The sequence below is a fragment of the Providencia sp. PROV269 genome, from assembly GCF_028477785.1.
Taxonomy (GTDB): domain Bacteria; phylum Pseudomonadota; class Gammaproteobacteria; order Enterobacterales; family Enterobacteriaceae; genus Providencia; species Providencia rettgeri.
In genome coordinates this window covers 1-16,824 of the sequence record NZ_JAMPLV010000020.1, presented here as the reverse complement: position 1 = coordinate 16,824, position 16,824 = coordinate 1, and the positions used below count along the sequence as shown (strand labels likewise).

The window sequence follows — 16,824 nt, the reverse complement described above, 5'->3', positions numbered from 1 at the left end:
AGGCGAAAATGGCTAAATTTGCTGCAAATTTAAGCATGATGTTTACCGAAGTGCCTTTTATACAGCGCTTTGAACGTGCTGCGAATGCGGGGTTTAACGGTGTTGAATATCTCTTCCCTTATGAAGAAGATGCCAATGTCATTGCGGGTGAACTGAGCAAACACCATTTAACACAGGCCCTGTTTAATATGCCTGCGGGAAATTGGGCTCAGGGAGAGCGTGGTATGGCTTCGCTCCCGGGTCGTGAGAGCCAATTTGCCGAGGGCGTACAAACTGCATTGAAATACGCAAAAGCATTAGGCTGTAAACAAGTTCATGCGATGGCGGGGAAAGTGAATGAAAATTATACACTTGAACAGCAAACTGCGTGCTATATCAAAAATATTCAATATGCGGCAGATGTGATGGCTGAGCACGGTATTCGTGTGCTTATCGAACCCATCAATACCCGCGATATGCCTGGATATTTTTTGACGACGCAAAAACAAGCGGAAGCATTACTACCTGAAATTAATCGTGAAAATGTATTTATCCAGTTGGATTTATATCACTGCCAAATTATGGAAGGTGATTTATTGAAAACAATTGAGCGTTTATGGGGTAAATTTAGTCACATTCAGATAGCGTCAGTCCCATATCGTCATGAACCGGATAGCGGTGAAGTCAATTACCCATGGATTTTTAAGCAGTTGGATGAAATGGGTTATGAGGGTTGGTTAGGATGTGAATACCATCCTGCAGGCCGCACCGAAGATGGATTAGGCTGGCTTAAACAAGCAAATTCATAATTAGGAGAACCTATGCTCCCTTCTGAGCGTCGTGATTTTATTTACCGTTACGTGCATGAACATCAAACCGTATCGATCAGTGATTTGGTTGAGCTAATGAATGTTTCTCATATGACAGTGCGACGTGATATTCGGATGTTAGAAGAAGAAGGGAAGGTACTCAGTATCAGTGGTGGCGTTAAGTTAAATGATGTGTTGCGCCAAGAGCTACCTTGGAGTGAAAAGGCGCGGTTGCATCATCGCCATAAGCGTGAAATTGGTCAGTTTGCCAGCTCATTAGTTGAAGATGGGCAAGTGGTGTATCTCGATGCAGGAACCACCACTTTTGAGATAGCGCGCGTACTCGGTGAGCGTTTTAATTTAACGATTGTCACTAATGATTTTTCGATTATGCAGTACTTAATGAATAAGTCGCAGCTAAACCTATACCACACCGGGGGATTGGTGGATAAACGTAACCATTCTAGTGTAGGAAATACGGCTGCGATGATGCTGAAAACACTCAATGTTGATATTGCTTTTATCAGCACTAGCTCATGGGATTTACAGCACGGGGTTTCTACCCCACATGAAGAAAAAGTTCAGATAAAACAAACGCTATTGGATGTTGCCCGTCGCTGTGTACTGGTTTCAGACAGTAGCAAATTCGGCAAATATGGCATGTTTCGTGTTTGCCCATTGAATCAATTGCACGACATCATTTGCGATGACCAGTTGCCAGCTGATGTGGTGCAGCGGATAACAGAACAAAACATAAAACTTCATTTAATCAAGACATAAAACATAAATAATCTTACCTAAAACTGCATAGCCAGCTAAAAGGCTATAGCAAGGAGAATTACAATGAAAGTTATTATTACTGGTGGCGCAGGCTTTCTGGGCCAGCAGCTAGCCGCTGCTTTGCTTAAAAATAGCCAGGGTTTAAAATTTGACCACCTTGTTTTAGCCGATATTCAATGCCCTACATCACCGGTTGAAGATGCCAGAGTCAGTTGCGTTGCGTTAGATTTAACGCAAGCAGGCGCGGCTGATAAACTGATCGATGCACAAACCGATGTGGTTTTCCACCTTGCCGCTATCGTAAGTAGTCACGCTGAAAGTGACTTTGACTTGGGTATGAAGGTTAACTTCGAAGCTACTCGCCAATTATTGGAAGTCGCTCGAGCCAAGAACCCAGCAATCAAATTTATGTTCACCAGTTCTCTTGCCGTGTTTGGTGGTGAGCTACCGGATGTCATCACAGACTTGTGTGTCGTTAACCCACAGTCATCCTATGGCGCTCAAAAAGCGATGTGTGAACTGATGGTCAATGACTATTCACGTAAAGGCTTTGTTGATGGCCGTGTGATGCGTTTACCCACCATTAGTATTCGTCCTGGTGTACCCAATAAAGCGGCGTCTTCATTCGCAAGTGGCATTATTCGTGAGCCATTAAATGGGGTTGAAAGTGTTTGCCCTGTCTCCCCTGACCTTGCGCTATGGTTATCTAGCCCTGAAACCGTGATTAACAACTTTATTCATGCGGTCAGTATCCCTGCTGAGAAATTCGGTAAATCTCGCACTGTGAACCTACCAGGTATTACGGTTACTGTTCAAGGCATGATTGATGCCCTGCGTGATGTTGCAGGCAAAGAAGCGGTGGATCTTATTCGTTTTGAACCAGATGAAGCTATTAACCGCATTGTGGCGAGCTGGCCGGGTAAATTTGATATTAGCCGTGCATTGGATCTCGGTTTCCGTGCAGATGGCTCGTTTGGTGATGCGATCCGTTCGTTTATCACTCACCACGGCTCGTCTAAGTAGGAGATAGCCTATGTCCTATATTCCTGTTATTGGCCTCGCAGTGGCCATATTTGTCCTGATCTTTTTAGTATTACGAACGCGTGTTCATGCGTTATTAGCTATGCTAATTGCTGCGGCAATCGCTGGTGTATCTGGTGGTTTGACTGCCGCAGAGACAGTGACAGTCATTACAAAAGGCTTTGGGTCAACACTCGGTAGCATCGGTATCGTTATCGGACTCGGGGTAATGATGGGAAGGGTGCTGGAAGTTTCAGGTGCTGCTGAACAAATCGCTTATAGCTTTATCAAATGGTTAGGTAAAAAGCGTGAAGAATGGGCGTTAGCGATTACGGGTTATATTGTTAGTATTCCTATCTTCGTTGACTCTGCTTTTGTGATTTTATACCCATTGGCAAAAGCATTAGCCAAAAATGGTAAACGTAGCATACTAACTTTAGGCGTTGCACTCGCTGGTGGGCTAGTGGTGACACACCATACCGTTCCACCAACACCAGGGCCTTTAGGCGTGGCAGGGATTTTTGGTGTCGATGTTGGCGCCATGATCCTAGCGGGTATGAGTCTGGCTATCCCTTGTGTTATCGGTATTGTGTTTTACGCAAAATGGTTAGGGACTAAGTACCCTGAATTTATGCCAGATGAAACGGGCAGTGAAGACCTGAAAGAAGTTCACGCTCGTTATATGGAAGAAAAAGCGAATAAGCCATTACCAAGCCTGTTCTTATCGCTTTTACCGATTATCACACCTATTTTGTTAATTTTTATCAATGCTATCAATGGATTAATTCTCAAAACAGAATCTTTCCAAGGTATGGAAAGTAATTGGTATTTCCAAACATTTGAATTCTTAGGCGCACCAATTATTGCATTATCAATTAGTGTGTTGATCTCTGTTTACACATTAATGCCAAAAGCAACAAAAGAAGAAGTCATCGACCGTATGGAAGAAGGCTTACAAGCAGCGGGTATTATCCTGCTAGTTACGGGAGCGGGTGGTGCATTAGGTGCGGTACTGCGTGATAGTGGCACAGGAAATATTCTTGCTGAACATGTTGCAAATCTGCCGATTACACCAGTATTGATTCCGTTTATCATCGCGACATTGGTTCGTTTGATTCAAGGTTCGGGTACGGTAGCAATGATTACCGCAGCATCTATTTCTGCGCCAATCATTAGCCAAATACCGGATATTAACTTATTGGTCGCGGCGCAAGCGGCAACCATGGGGTCTCTGTTCTTCGGTTACTTCAACGACAGCCTGTATTGGGTGGTGAACAGAATGATGGGAATTAAGGACGTTAAACAACAAATGATTGTTTGGTCTATTCCGACCACCATTGCGTGGGCGATAGGCCTAGTTGGTGTCCTCGTTCTTGATGTAATTCTCTAACATAGCGTTATCAGTTTTAGTTCTGCCAAATAATCAAAGCGCCCAGCAATTAGGGGCGCTTTTGTCGTTATGCCAAACTTTCATCTATACTGATGGCAATGGAATTCAAAGAGAAATAAAATTCATGAATTTATGTGATTCAAGTCACTAAACAATGAAATCAATCTTTTATTGTTTTCATTAAAAGTGATATTCATCACTAAAAAAATATCGTTTTCTCGCTATATTACAAATAACGATTAATCAGTATTGACTGATTTAATGATGCCATTGTGTAAAGGAGTTTGAAATGTCTGACGTTTTCCACTTAGGTTTAAAGAAAAGTGACTTACAGGGTGCGACCGTAGCGATTGTTCCTGGGGATCCTAACCGTGTTGAAAAAATTGCACGTCTGATGGATAACCCTGTACACCTTGCGTCATTACGTGAATACACCTCTTGGCGTGGTGAGCTTGACGGAAAAGCTGTCATTGTTTGTTCAACCGGTATCGGTGGTCCATCAACGTCAATTGCAGTTGAAGAACTTGCACAGCTTGGTATCCGTACTTTCTTACGTATTGGTACAACAGGTGCAATCCAAGAAGATATCAATGTCGGTGATGTTCTGGTGACAACAGGGGCAGTGCGCCTAGACGGTGCTAGCCAACACTTCGCACCATTAGAATACCCAGCTGTTGCTGATTTTGACTGTACTAATGCGCTTTATGCCGCAGCGAAAGATGCAGGTGCGACCGTTCATGTTGGTGTTACTGCATCATCTGATACCTTCTACCCAGGTCAAGAGCGTTATGATACCTATACTGGCCGTGTGATGCGTCATTTCAGAGGTTCGATGAAAGAGTGGCAAGACATGGGCGTAATGAACTATGAAATGGAATCAGCCACATTGCTGACTATGTGTTCTAGTAGTAAAGGGTTACGTGCTGGTATGGTTGCGGGTGTTATCGTGAATCGTACCCAACAAGAAATTCCAAATGAAGCGTTACTGAAGAAAACGGAAGGTAACGTATTAAGTATTGTGGTTGAAGCTGCTCGCCGCTTACTGTAGTCCCTGATTTACTGGCCCGTTTACTTGACTTTCACTCGGTTGTGGACAAAAAGTAAGCGGGCTTAGTCCCTTTATCCACTTTTCATTTCTCTTTATTTCCTCGATAGATTTGGCAATTACTAATCAATTTACAGGAAATATTCTGATCCTCTTATTTGCTAGATCTGTTATTGTCATAAAAACAATTATCAATATTATGTGCCCTTAAATTATTCAGGTTACGTTTATTTTATGGCTAACTGGAATGAAAGCTATAGGGCGAAAAGGAATTATTATGTCAACAACACCTTATCTTCATCCTTCTGTTCTGCCTTTGAAGGGCGGTATTAACTTTCGTGATCTCGGTGGTAAAAAACTTGCTAACGGTGGCAAAATTAAGCCCGGTGTCCTGTTTCGTTCCGGTGCGTTAGACCGATTAACACAGGAAGACGAAGCGGTTTTGCGTTCACAAAATCTTTTCCAAATCATTGACTATCGTGATGAAGCTGAAATCTTAGATAAGCCTGATGTCATTTGGCAAGGAGCGCATTATGTGCATGCGCCAGCAAATCCGTTAGCCAAAGAAGTCACCGCAAATTTAGATAAATTAACGCCAGAGATATTGGAACAATTTGATCCGCAAGCCTTTATGTTTCGTTTATATGAATTGTTACCACTGAACAACCCCGCTTATCATCAATTGGTCAATTTACTCAAACAACCAGAAAAAGGTGGCATAGTACAACACTGTGCTGTAGGAAAAGACCGTACGGGCGTCGGGTCCGCATTGGTGTTATTTGCTTTAGGTGCAGATTTAGACACCGTAATGGAAGATTACTTACTGACTAATGAAACACTTGCACCTTACCGCAAACACTTACTTGAAGAGCATGCAAAAACGATGGACGAAAGCATCGTGAAAAAATTTGAGTATGTCTATTCGGTACGTGAAGACTTCTTGAGAACAGCACTAAACAGTATTGAAAGCCAGTATGGCAATGTTGACCAATGGCTAGAAAAAGATTTTGGTTTAGGAAGGCAGCAACGAGAAGTACTGCAAAGCCAGTTTCTGGACTAAGTTGCTCTAATTGGAATATGAGTTGTCGGATAATCCGTTTTTCTTTATCCACAACTCGGTTTTCCCAAAGGTGTTTTTGCTTTGTTTAACTTTGATTTACCACTTTTTCGTTACAGTATTCTGATTATCCCCTAATGAAAGGAACTGACCGTGACACTCAATGAAATTGTCACCATAGTGACGGACTTTACACGCGAACATGAAGTATGGGCGCTTCCTATTATTTTCTTTCTGGCTTTTGGGGAATCTCTGGCATTTTTGTCGCTTCTGTTACCTGCAACGGTTATTTTACTTGCGCTCGGTGCTTTGATTGGTGAAAGTAATATTACTTTCTGGCCAATATGGCTAGCAGCAGCACTCGGCGCTTTCTTTGGGGACTGGCTTTCTTATTGGTTTGGTTATCATTACAAAGAAAATGTACGCCATATGTGGCCGATTTCTCGTAACCCGCAAATGATTGATAAAGGGCAGCGTTTCTTTGACCGATGGGGTATTTGGGGCATTTTCTTTGGGCGCTTCTTCGGGCCTTTGCGAGCCATTGTTCCCTTGGTTGCAGGGATTTGCGCCATGCCACAACGGCATTTCCAACTCGCTAATATCGCTTCTGCGATGATTTGGGCATTTGGTATTCTAGCGCCTGGGGCATTAGGCTTGAAATGGTTTGCGAGCTGGATAGGCTAAGCTTGCGAAGCGCTTCGCAAAATTTTCTTCCATGGCTAAATTACCTCTGGACACTTATACAGTATCCCATTACCTTACACTAGACTTTGTAAAGTAAGGATTTAACCGTGGATACCTCTCTTTTATATGCTGTTATTGGTGCGTTGAGTGGCGTTTTAGTTGGTGGCTTGGCAACGTGGTTCTCTATTGCCCAAAAAATTACGCAAAAAGATCAGGAACTGCAACAACTCAACCGCCAACTTGCGGCAAGTGACGAAAAAAATATTCACCTTGCGCAATGGAAAGAAGAATACGAAAGGCTAGATCAAGAGCTGCGTACTCAAAGGGATATTAACCGAGAACAAGAAGCAGAGCTTCGCGAGGTAATCACTCGTTTTGAACAGAACCAGCTAGCCAACGAAGAAAAACAGCGTATTTTACAAAATAGTGAACAACGGCTGACAGCACAATTCGAAAACTTAGCTAACCGTATTTTTGAACAGAATGAGCGTCGTGCATCTGAGCAACAACAAAAAAGCCTATTGGCGATGTTGTCACCTTTTCGCGAGCAATTAGAAGGTTTTCGTCAGCAAGTTCAACAAAGTTTTGGTGAGGAAGCCAAAGAGCGCCACACTTTAGCCTATGAAATTCGGCAATTACAGCAGCTCAATAATCAAATGACCAAAGAGGCCGTTAACCTGACACGAGCGCTGAAAGGGGATAACAAAATTCAAGGGAACTGGGGGGAAACCATTCTTACTCGGATCCTCGAAGTCTCAGGTTTACGTGAGGGAAGTGAATTTGAAACCCAAGTTAGTATCAATACAAGTTATAATAGCCGTTATCAACCGGATGTGATTATTCACCTTCCAGAAGGGAAAGATGTGGTTGTTGATGCAAAAATGTCGCTGGTTTCCTATGAACATTACTTCAATAGCGAAGATCCACATGAACAGCAACAAGCGTTAAAAAATCATGTGGCATCTATCCGTAATCACATGCGTATGTTGAGTCGTAAAGATTACCACCAGTTACCGGGAATTCGTTCACTGGATTACGTTTTAATGTTTATCCCTATTGAACCTGCGTATTTACTGGCTTTGAAAGAAGCTCCCGAGTTACTTGATGAAGGAATTAAACAGAATATTATGTTAGTTTGTCCTTCAACATTGCTAGTCGCAGTGAGAACGATTAATAATATTTGGCGGTATGAACGCCAAGGGCAAAATGCTCAGGAGATAGCAAATAGAGCAGCAAAAATGTATGACAAGCTGCGTTTGTTTGTAGATGATATGCAGGTTTTAGGCACCAGTCTTGATAAAGCAAATAATACTTACCTATCGGCAATGAAGCGTCTTGCTCAAGGGCGTGGAAATTTAATTAGCCAGGCGGAAAGTTTTAAAGAGCTAGGGGTCGAAATTAAGCAACCTATCCCGCCTCAATTGGTTGAGCGGTCTGAGACGCCTAATTGTGCGGAATCTTAGACTTCTGATAGGGTTTTGGCTCAAAGACTGTTACACTTCCTACAAAAGTTTGAATGATAAGCAGGCATAAGAGAAATGACTGAACCAACTAAAGAAACCATTGATTTCGGTTTCCGTACTGTCGGCAAAGAAGATAAAGCTGGCCTAGTAGCGAATGTTTTTCACTCAGTAGCATCAAAATATGACTTAATGAATGATTTGATGTCATTTGGTATTCATCGTATTTGGAAGCGTTTTACCATTGAGGCGAGCGGAGTACGTCGTAATCAGCGAGTACTTGACCTTGCGGGTGGAACGGGTGACTTAACCGCTAAATTTTCACGTTTAGTGGGCGAAAAAGGCGAAGTCATACTCGCAGACATTAATGATTCAATGCTAAAAATGGGGCGTGAGAAATTACGTGATCTTGGTATTGTCGGTAATGTTAATTACGTGCAAGCCAATGCGGAAGAGCTGCCATTCCCTGATAACTATTTTGACTGCATTACTATCTCTTTTGGTCTGCGTAATGTCACCGATAAAGACAAAGCGCTACGCTCTATGTTCCGAGTGTTGAAGCCAGGTGGGCGTTTATTGGTATTAGAGTTCTCAAAACCAGTTATTGAGCCACTGAATAAAGCTTATGATGCCTATTCATTCCATATACTCCCTCGTATTGGTCAAGCGATCGTTAATGATCCCGATAGCTATCGCTATTTAGCTGAATCAATCCGCATGCATCCAAACCAAGAAACACTAAAAGGTATGATGGAAAATGCAGGGTTTGAACAGGTTTCCTACACCAATATGACAGGTGGAATTGTCGCATTGCATAAAGGGTTTAAATTCTAAGATGGAAGCACCATCAACACATACCGAAAACCAAAATACAGTTTTGTATTCTTTGATCACAGCATTGATGGAAACCTCTCTTAACCACATGTTGTTCAAAGAAAAAGTTCTACAGCCAGCTAGGATGCGTTTGGCAGGCAAAGTTATGGCAATTGAACTTAAAGAACTGAATAAAACGTTGACGCTCGTTTTTGCTGAAAATCATGTTGATGTGTTAAGCCAGTGGGTTGAGCCTGCGGACTGTACCATTAAAACATCCATCTTCACGCTCGTTAAATTGAAAGACAAACAGCAATTATCTCAACTTATCAATCGTGGTGATATCGTGATTGAAGGGGATATGCAAATTGTACAGCACTGGTCTTCTTTGCTTGACTTAGCTATTTGGAACCCTGCTCATTATCTGTCTCCTTACATTGGTGATGTTGCAGCAGAGGGCCTTAGTAAGTTCCTGAATAAAGGTGTTTGTCTTGCATCTCATTTAGTAAAACGGCAAAAAACGTATATCAAAGACGCCATTGTTGAAGAATGGAAAATGGCACCTAGCCAGCTTGAACTCGCTCATTTTAGTGATGAGGTTGAGCAAGTGGAATATTCAATGAGTGCGCTTGAGCAACGGTTAAGCCAGTTGGAGGAGAAGCATGACACCCGGTGAAATAAAACGACTTTACTTCATTATTCGGGTTTTTCTCTCTTACGGATTAGATGAGTTAATCCCCAAAATTAAACTAACGTTACCATTAAGAATTGGTCGCTTAGGTTTCTTTTGGATCAGAAATAAGCATAAAGACAAAGCATTAGGTGAAAGGCTTCGTCTCGCCCTACAAGAACTCGGGCCGGTTTGGATCAAATTTGGCCAAATGCTATCGACTCGTCGAGATCTTTTCCCACCCGCAATCGCAGATCAACTTTCGCTATTGCAAGACAAAGTGGCGAGTTTTGATGGCAAACTGGCACGAAGCTATATTGAAGAATCCCTCGAAGGCCCTTTAGAACAATGGTTTGATGATTTTGATGAACAAGCTTTAGCTTCTGCATCTATTGCTCAGGTTCATACCGCAACGTTAAAAGAAAATGGCAAAGATGTTGTCATCAAAGTTATTCGCCCTGATATTCTGCCAATTATTAAAGCTGACATTAAATTAATGTACCGCATTGCCAATTGGGTTCCGTTGTTGCCAGATGGGCGGCGGCTAAGACCAAAAGAAGTCGTGCGTGAATACGAAAAAACGTTGATTGATGAGCTTAATTTGCTCCGTGAATCAGCAAATGCCATTCAGCTTCGTCGTAATTTTGAAAACAGCGCCATGCTGTATGTGCCAGAGGTCTATCCAGATTATTGTCGTGAAAATGTGATGGTCATGGAGCGTATCTACGGGATCCCAGTTTCTGATATTGCTGCGCTTAAAGCGCAAGGAACCAATATGAAACTGCTGGCAGAGCGTGGTGTTAAAGTCTTCTTTACACAAGTTTTTCGCGACAGTTTTTTCCATGCAGATATGCATCCAGGAAATATCTTTGTTAGCTACGATCATCCAGAAGATCCTCAATACATAGGGATAGACTGTGGAATAGTCGGTTCATTGAACAAAGAAGACAAACGTTATTTGGCAGAAAACTTTATTGCGTTTTTTAATCGTGATTACCGCAAAGTAGCAGAACTACACGTTGACTCAGGCTGGGTTCCTTCAGACACGAATGTGGAAGACTTTGAGTTTGCTATCCGTACGGTATGTGAACCTATTTTTGAAAAACCATTGGCTGAAATTTCATTTGGGCAAGTGTTATTGAATTTATTTAATACAGCACGTCGTTTCAACATGGAAGTTCAGCCACAGTTGGTATTATTACAAAAAACATTATTGTATGTTGAAGGGTTAGGTCGGCAGCTTTACCCGCAGCTTGATCTCTGGAAAACAGCAAAACCATTCCTTGAGGATTGGGTTCATAGCCAAGTAGGGATACCTGCAATTACTCAAGCATTAAAAGAAAAAGCACCGTATTGGGCAGAAAAAATGCCTGAAATTCCTGATTTAATTTATGGTGCATTACGGCAACATAAGTACTTACAATCAAACATAGACCAACTAACGCAACAACTGAAAAGTCAGCGTAATAAACAACGTAAATCTCAGTACCTTTTAGGTATAGGTGCCACATTTATTCTCTGTGGGAGTATGTTCCTTATTTCGAATCTCACCCCGTTTGGTATTGTGTTTATGGTGGCAGGAGCACTGTCTTGGTTGTTTGGTTGGTGTAAAACTGGCGGAAATTAAGTAAACTTTGTTTTGCGACAAGTTTATAAGGCTGTGAACATTTCCGTATTTTGTGTTGGTTGTATATAATAGATCTAACAACAATTGATCCCAAAACTATAGAGGTATTAACAATGGAATCAACTATTGCAATGGCTGCTTTCGGTAGTCCTTGGCAACTCATTATCATTGCTTTGCTTATTATTTTAATTTTCGGCACCAAAAAATTGCGTTCTTTAGGCTCGGATTTGGGGGAGTCACTCAAAGGCTTTAAAAAAGCAATGAATGATGACGAAAAAGCAAAAGCAGAACAAGAAAAGCAAGATGCTGACTTCGCACCTAAAAATATTACTGAACAACAGGCTGCTGAAAAGAAAGAAAGCCCAGTTGAGAGCAAAAACAAAGAGCAGGGTTAAACCGTGTTTGACATAGGTTTTAGTGAACTGTTGCTTGTTGCAGTTATTGGTCTCGTTGTATTAGGCCCTGAGCGGTTACCAGTGGCAGTGAGAACTGTCGCTGGGTGGATCCGTGCGATGCGCTCTATGGCTGCAAATGTACAAAACGAGTTATCGCAAGAATTAAAGCTGCAGGAGCTACAAGATACGCTGAAAAAGGTGGAAGAAAAAGCTAATTTAGAAGCGCTTTCTCCGGAACTTAAGCAGTCTATGGAAGAACTGCGTACAGCGGCACAATCGCTTAAAAGCGATTACCAAGCGACAACTAATGATATTGAAACAGAGTTAAACAAAGCAAAAGAGATCACTGACAGTTACGATAGTGCTGTAAAGGAAGCGAAAGATAATACTCAGCAACCTGAAGAGTCTGATCCAAACCCTGAACATGCAGCTAAAATGGCGGCAGTTGTTGAGGAGGAGCAGAAACCGGAAGATTCAGCCGCTGTGAAAACAGTAGAATCACTCGATGCTAATGTAAAAAACTCTAATCAAACTGAAAGTGAAAAATAACACATGGCTGTAAATGATACACAACCACTTATTAGCCACCTCATTGAACTTCGTAAACGGCTACTCAACTGTTTAATTACAGTTTTAATTGTTTTTGCTGCGCTTGCTTATTTTTCAAATGATATCTATCGGCTGGTTGCAGCTCCTTTGATTGATAAGCTGCCAGTAGGTTCGCAAATGAGTGCGACGGATGTGGCGTCTACATTCTTTACCCCAATTAAATTGACAATGATGGTTTCGGTTTTTGTATCGATCCCAGTTATTCTCTATCAAATATGGGCTTTCATTGCACCTGCCTTATACAAGCATGAACGTAAACTCATGTTGCCTTTGCTTGTTTCAAGTAGTTTCTTGTTTTATTTGGGAATGGCATTTGCCTACTTCGTTGTTTTTCCGCTCGCATTTGGTTTCTTTGTTAAAACAACCCCAGATAGCGTTAACTTTATCCCAGATATCAGTAAATACCTTAGTTTCGTCATGACATTATTCATGGCTTTTGGTGCTGCATTTGAAGTCCCTATTGCAATTATTTTACTGTGTTGGACAGGCGTCACTACACCTGAAGCCCTAAAACGTAAACGTCCTTATATTTTAGTCGGGGCATTTATCGTTGGGATGTTTTTAACGCCGCCTGATGTTCTCTCTCAAACTTTACTTGCTGTTCCTATGTATTTGCTCTTTGAGCTCGGTGTTTTACTATCCAATTTCTATGTTGGCAAAGGTAGAAATCGACAAGAAGGCGTAGAGGAAGAAGAAAAAGAAGAGTCCTAATTTGCGTTAACCTATCGTTATTCAATACAGAATGATGAAAAGCCCTCTAAGAAGGGCTTTTTTATTACTTCAATGCTTAATCTGTATTTTTTTTAAACTGTGTATTATCAACTACTTTGGGGACGCTTTTATTTAAAATATTCAGCAAAAGAATAGAACGGTACTCACCATTAGGTTCAGCAAAAATAGCTTGCACCCCCGCAAAAATACCTTCGGTAATAGTCACTTGGTCACCATGCTTTGGTATATCTGGCGCGACAGAATAACTAATAGGGGTTTGTTGTAGGAGTTCAATAATCTCTTCAGGGACTTCCGTCGGCAATTGGCCAAAACGAATAAAATGGCTGACCCCTCTCGTTGACTGGATTGTTGTCGTATGAATTTCATTATGATCAAATTTCACAAATAAGTAATTTGGAAACAGAGCTTCTTGCACAGTCGTTCTTTTTCCTCTAACCACTTTTTCCATTTCAGTCATGGGCGTCATACAAACAACATTCTGTCGATTTAAATGCTCCATAGCGCGTTCAATTTGGCCTCGTTTGCAATAAAGCAAATACCATTTTTCCATTTTTTTGAATTCCATCTGACGAAACTATGTTTATGATAACAAATTACGACATAACAATGTGACTAATGAATAACAGCACCATATCATTGATATTCATCAGTCTATATTAATCGAATATAGTCTTATGATAACTGTAATGCAAAAACCAAATCAGTAGGAGACATAATGGATATCTTTTTGTTGAGTAACGGCAAGCTACCAGGCAACCCTGTATGGCTAAGCTACGCTTTACCTCGAATCAAAGAAATGATTGCTCGTAAGAACATAAAGTCAGCGGTTTTGGTTCCTTATGCAGTTCTTCGTGGCTCACATGACGAAAGAGCAGAGCAGCTTTCCGAAGCGTTGGGAATAAAAGTTACATCAATTGAGCATTTTTCTAGTCCAGTGGACGCGATTGAGCAGGCAGAATGCATTCTTGTAAGTGGCGGCAATACTTGGTGGTTGAATAAATGCCTACATGAGAATGGGTTGATCGTTGCGATTCAACGCGCAGTTCGTGAACGTGGCGTGCCATATATCGGCTGGAGCGCAGGATGTAATGTAGCGACACCAAGTATTCGTACTACGAATGATATGCCTGTGAGTAACGCAGCAATTATGCCATCTTTAGGGCTATTCCCATTACAAATTAATCCTCATTATATTGATGCTCACATCTCTGGTCATATGGGAGAAACTCGTGATGAGCGATTACAAGAATTTTGTGTGATTAATCCTCATGAAGTTGTTGTTGCGCTCAGGGAAGGAAGTGGGTTACAAATTAAAGGTAATGAACTTCATTATTTCAGTGGAAAAGATGAAGGTTTTAAACTATTTCAGCATAATAAAACATTCTCAGAGCAATTTAATACATTACTATTAGAAAAATTAGTCCCTTTTGATTGCCAGTAAAATGGTATACTAAACCAGAAAAAGATTGATTTTTAAGTGCTTTAGACAGTAACTTGTAACCTTGGCCGGACGTCTTATAATGGGACTCCCTCTGTAACAGTAAAAGAAGATAATGAAATACCGTGACCTTAGAGATTTCATCTCGCAACTTGAAAAACAAGGCGAGCTAAAACGCATTACAATGGAAGTCGACCCCTATTTGGAAATGACAGAAATTGCAGATCGTACACTAAGAGCAGGGGGACCGGCCCTATTATTTGAAAATCCCAAAGGCTATAACATGCCTGTCTTGTGTAACCTGTTTGGAACAACTAAACGTGTTGCGATGGGGATGGGGCAAGAAGATATAAAAGCTTTACATGAAGTAGGCAAATTACTGGCGTTTCTGAAAGAGCCTGATCCACCGAAAGGTTTCCGTGACCTTTTTGATAAGCTTCCAAAATTTAAACAAGTGTTGAATATGCCAGCTAAACGGTTAAGCTCAGCGGCTTGTCAGGAACAAATTTGGGCAGGTGAAGACGTTGATCTCACAAAAATACCTGTTATGCATTGTTGGCCAGAAGATGCTGCCCCTCTAATTACATGGGGTCTGACGGTGACTAAAGGCCCACATAAAGAAAGGCAAAACTTAGGTATTTATCGTCAGCAAGTTCTTGGAAAAAATAAAGTTATTATGCGTTGGCTATCTCATCGCGGTGGTGCTTTGGATTTTCAAGAATGGTGCCAAGCACATCCCGGTGAAAAATTTCCTGTTGCAGTTGCCCTTGGTGCAGATCCTGCGACCATTTTAGGTGCGGTAACACCAGTTCCTGACACATTATCAGAGTACGCTTTTGCGGGGTTGTTGCGTGGTAATAAAACCGAGGTTGTTAAATGCATATCGAATGACCTCGAAGTTCCTGCTGGCGCTGAAATTATTTTAGAAGGGTATATTGAACCGGGTGAAATGGCCCCTGAAGGCCCTTATGGTGACCATACTGGTTATTATAATGAAATAGATAATTTCCCAGTATTTACTGTAACTCATGTGACTCAGCGTCGTGATGCAATTTATCATTCAACTTATACGGGAAGGCCACCAGATGAGCCCGCAGTATTAGGGGAAGCCTTAAACGAAGTCCTTGTTCCCATTCTTCAAAAACAATTCCCTGAAATTGTTGATTTTTATCTTCCTCCTGAAGGGTGCTCGTATCGTCTTGCCGTTGTGACAATGAAAAAACAATATGCAGGACATGCTAAAAGAGTCATGATGGGAGTCTGGTCATACCTGCGCCAATTCATGTACACTAAGTTTGTTATTGTTTGTGATGATGATATTAATGCACGAGACTGGAAAGATGTCATCTGGGCAATTACAACCCGTATGGATCCAGCTCGTGACACAGTAATGATGGAAAATACGCCCATAGATTATCTCGACTTCGCTTCTCCTGTATCAGGATTAGGCTCAAAAATGGGGCTTGATGCCACCAACAAATGGCCGGGTGAGACAGATCGTGAGTGGGGGCGTCCTATTGTAATGACAGAGAGCGTTAAATCTCGCATTGATGATATTTGGGAACAGTTAAATATTTTTGACACAAAATAAGAGGGAAACCATGGCAACTTTAAGCTGTAAAGTAACATCTGTTGAATCTATCACGGATACGGTTTATCGGGTGATTTTGTTGCCAGATGGTCCTTTTCATTTTAAAGCAGGTCAATATTTAATGGTCGTGATGGATGAGAGAGATAAGCGACCATTTTCAATGGCTTCTACACCGAATAATAAAGAAACTATTGAATTACATATTGGTGCTTCTGAGATTAATTTATACGCAATGGCTGTCATGGATAGAATTTTAGACCAGAAACGTATAAATATTGACATTCCTCACGGTAAAGCTTGGTTTCGGGAAAATAGCAGTAACGCAATGATCTTAATTGCAGGTGGGACCGGTTTTTCCTATACCCACTCTGTATTACTTGCAGCTTTAGCTGAAAACTCGGATCGTGATATCACTTTCTATTGGGGTGGTCGCCAATTGGAACACTTATATGACCTTGGTGAATTGCAGGCCCTCAGTGAAAATTACCCTAATTTGAAGATCACTCCAGTTGTAGAGCAACCAGACGAACTATGGCGTGGTAGAACAGGAACAGTCCTGAGCGCAGTATTAGAAGATTTTGGTGATTTGTCCAGTCATGATATCTATATCGCAGGCCGCTTTGAAATGGCTAAAATAGCGAGAGAGCGGTTTTGTAGTGAGCGAGGAGCTAAGGCAGAACAACTCTTTGGAGATGCTTACGAATTCATTTAACCCGTCCTACTTC

The 16,824-nt window shown here is 41.6% G+C and carries 18 protein-coding genes; 17 read left to right on the top strand and 1 reads right to left on the bottom strand.

The genetic code is table 11. From position 1 onward, the window contains the following. Positions 1-8 precede the first annotated feature (8 nt). From otnI to tatC, 14 genes are all read left to right on the top strand, one after another. Positions 9-788, top strand: a complete 780-nt coding sequence (gene otnI / locus PR683_RS18755; RefSeq protein ID WP_004914909.1) for a 2-oxo-tetronate isomerase — start codon at positions 9-11, stop codon at positions 786-788. Between the two features lie 12 nt (positions 789-800). Further along, complete coding sequence (locus PR683_RS18750) at positions 801-1,568, top strand: DeoR/GlpR family DNA-binding transcription regulator (RefSeq protein ID WP_004914906.1); 768 nt, start codon at positions 801-803, stop codon at positions 1,566-1,568. Positions 1,569-1,631: 63 nt separating this feature from the next. Beyond that, positions 1,632-2,591, top strand: a complete 960-nt coding sequence (denD, locus tag PR683_RS18745; RefSeq protein ID WP_196724066.1) for a D-erythronate dehydrogenase — start codon at positions 1,632-1,634, stop codon at positions 2,589-2,591. A 10-nt stretch (positions 2,592-2,601) separates the two neighbouring features. After that, on the top strand, positions 2,602-3,978 hold the full coding sequence (locus PR683_RS18740; RefSeq protein ID WP_004914902.1) for a GntP family permease: 1,377 nt from the start codon (positions 2,602-2,604) through the stop codon (positions 3,976-3,978). A gap of 289 nt (positions 3,979-4,267) precedes the next feature. After that, positions 4,268-5,026 carry a uridine phosphorylase gene (gene udp, locus PR683_RS18735; protein ID WP_004914901.1) on the top strand — a complete coding sequence of 253 codons (759 nt, stop codon included), beginning with the start codon at positions 4,268-4,270 and terminating at the stop codon, positions 5,024-5,026. Positions 5,027-5,300: 274 nt separating this feature from the next. Continuing rightward, the gene (locus tag PR683_RS18730) at positions 5,301-6,083 is read left to right on the top strand and encodes a tyrosine-protein phosphatase (protein ID WP_109912574.1); all 783 of its coding nucleotides are present in this window, start codon (positions 5,301-5,303) and stop codon (positions 6,081-6,083) included. A gap of 150 nt (positions 6,084-6,233) precedes the next feature. Then, on the top strand, positions 6,234-6,764 hold the full coding sequence (locus tag PR683_RS18725) for a DedA family protein (RefSeq protein ID WP_004914898.1): 531 nt from the start codon (positions 6,234-6,236) through the stop codon (positions 6,762-6,764). Between the two features lie 107 nt (positions 6,765-6,871). Beyond that, complete coding sequence (gene rmuC, locus PR683_RS18720) at positions 6,872-8,227, top strand: DNA recombination protein RmuC (RefSeq protein WP_109912573.1); 1,356 nt, start codon at positions 6,872-6,874, stop codon at positions 8,225-8,227. 75 nt (positions 8,228-8,302) lie between these two features. Then, complete coding sequence (gene ubiE, locus PR683_RS18715; RefSeq protein ID WP_047756010.1) at positions 8,303-9,058, top strand: bifunctional demethylmenaquinone methyltransferase/2-methoxy-6-polyprenyl-1,4-benzoquinol methylase UbiE; 756 nt, start codon at positions 8,303-8,305, stop codon at positions 9,056-9,058. 1 nt (position 9,059) lies between these two features. Beyond that, positions 9,060-9,713 carry a ubiquinone biosynthesis accessory factor UbiJ gene (locus PR683_RS18710; RefSeq protein ID WP_004914888.1) on the top strand — a complete coding sequence of 218 codons (654 nt, stop codon included), beginning with the start codon at positions 9,060-9,062 and terminating at the stop codon, positions 9,711-9,713. Continuing rightward, entirely contained in the window at positions 9,700-11,334 is a 1,635-nt protein-coding gene (gene ubiB, locus PR683_RS18705; RefSeq protein ID WP_004914885.1) for a ubiquinone biosynthesis regulatory protein kinase UbiB, read from the top strand. Before PR683_RS18710 ends, ubiB begins: the two co-directional genes overlap by 14 nt. Positions 11,335-11,447: 113 nt before the next feature. Next, entirely contained in the window at positions 11,448-11,729 is a 282-nt protein-coding gene (gene tatA, locus PR683_RS18700) for a twin-arginine translocase TatA/TatE family subunit (RefSeq protein ID WP_004260812.1), read from the top strand. A 3-nt stretch (positions 11,730-11,732) separates the two neighbouring features. Then, positions 11,733-12,278 carry a Sec-independent protein translocase protein TatB gene (gene tatB, locus PR683_RS18695; RefSeq protein ID WP_272581937.1) on the top strand — a complete coding sequence of 182 codons (546 nt, stop codon included), beginning with the start codon at positions 11,733-11,735 and terminating at the stop codon, positions 12,276-12,278. Between the two features lie 3 nt (positions 12,279-12,281). Continuing rightward, a complete protein-coding gene (tatC, locus tag PR683_RS18690; protein ID WP_109912571.1) occupies positions 12,282-13,049 on the top strand; it encodes a Sec-independent protein translocase subunit TatC in 768 nt (255 codons plus the stop codon). A gap of 76 nt (positions 13,050-13,125) precedes the next feature. Here tatC and rfaH read toward each other — a convergent pair whose 3' ends face one another. Continuing rightward, positions 13,126-13,620 (bottom strand): transcription/translation regulatory transformer protein RfaH, encoded by a 495-nt coding sequence (rfaH, locus tag PR683_RS18685; protein WP_004914877.1) that lies wholly within the window; start codon positions 13,618-13,620, stop codon positions 13,126-13,128. A 165-nt stretch (positions 13,621-13,785) separates the two neighbouring features. Between rfaH and pepE the strand changes: the two genes are divergently transcribed. The 3 genes from pepE (at position 13,786) to fre (ending at position 16,811) form a co-directional block, all read left to right on the top strand. Further along, positions 13,786-14,511, top strand: a complete 726-nt coding sequence (pepE, locus tag PR683_RS18680) for a dipeptidase PepE (protein ID WP_109912570.1) — start codon at positions 13,786-13,788, stop codon at positions 14,509-14,511. Positions 14,512-14,623: 112 nt separating this feature from the next. Further along, positions 14,624-16,099 (top strand): 4-hydroxy-3-polyprenylbenzoate decarboxylase, encoded by a 1,476-nt coding sequence (ubiD, locus tag PR683_RS18675; RefSeq protein ID WP_004914873.1) that lies wholly within the window; start codon positions 14,624-14,626, stop codon positions 16,097-16,099. Positions 16,100-16,109: 10 nt separating this feature from the next. Then, positions 16,110-16,811 carry an NAD(P)H-flavin reductase gene (gene fre, locus PR683_RS18670; protein ID WP_004914872.1) on the top strand — a complete coding sequence of 234 codons (702 nt, stop codon included), beginning with the start codon at positions 16,110-16,112 and terminating at the stop codon, positions 16,809-16,811. The last annotated feature ends 13 nt before the right edge of the window (positions 16,812-16,824 follow it).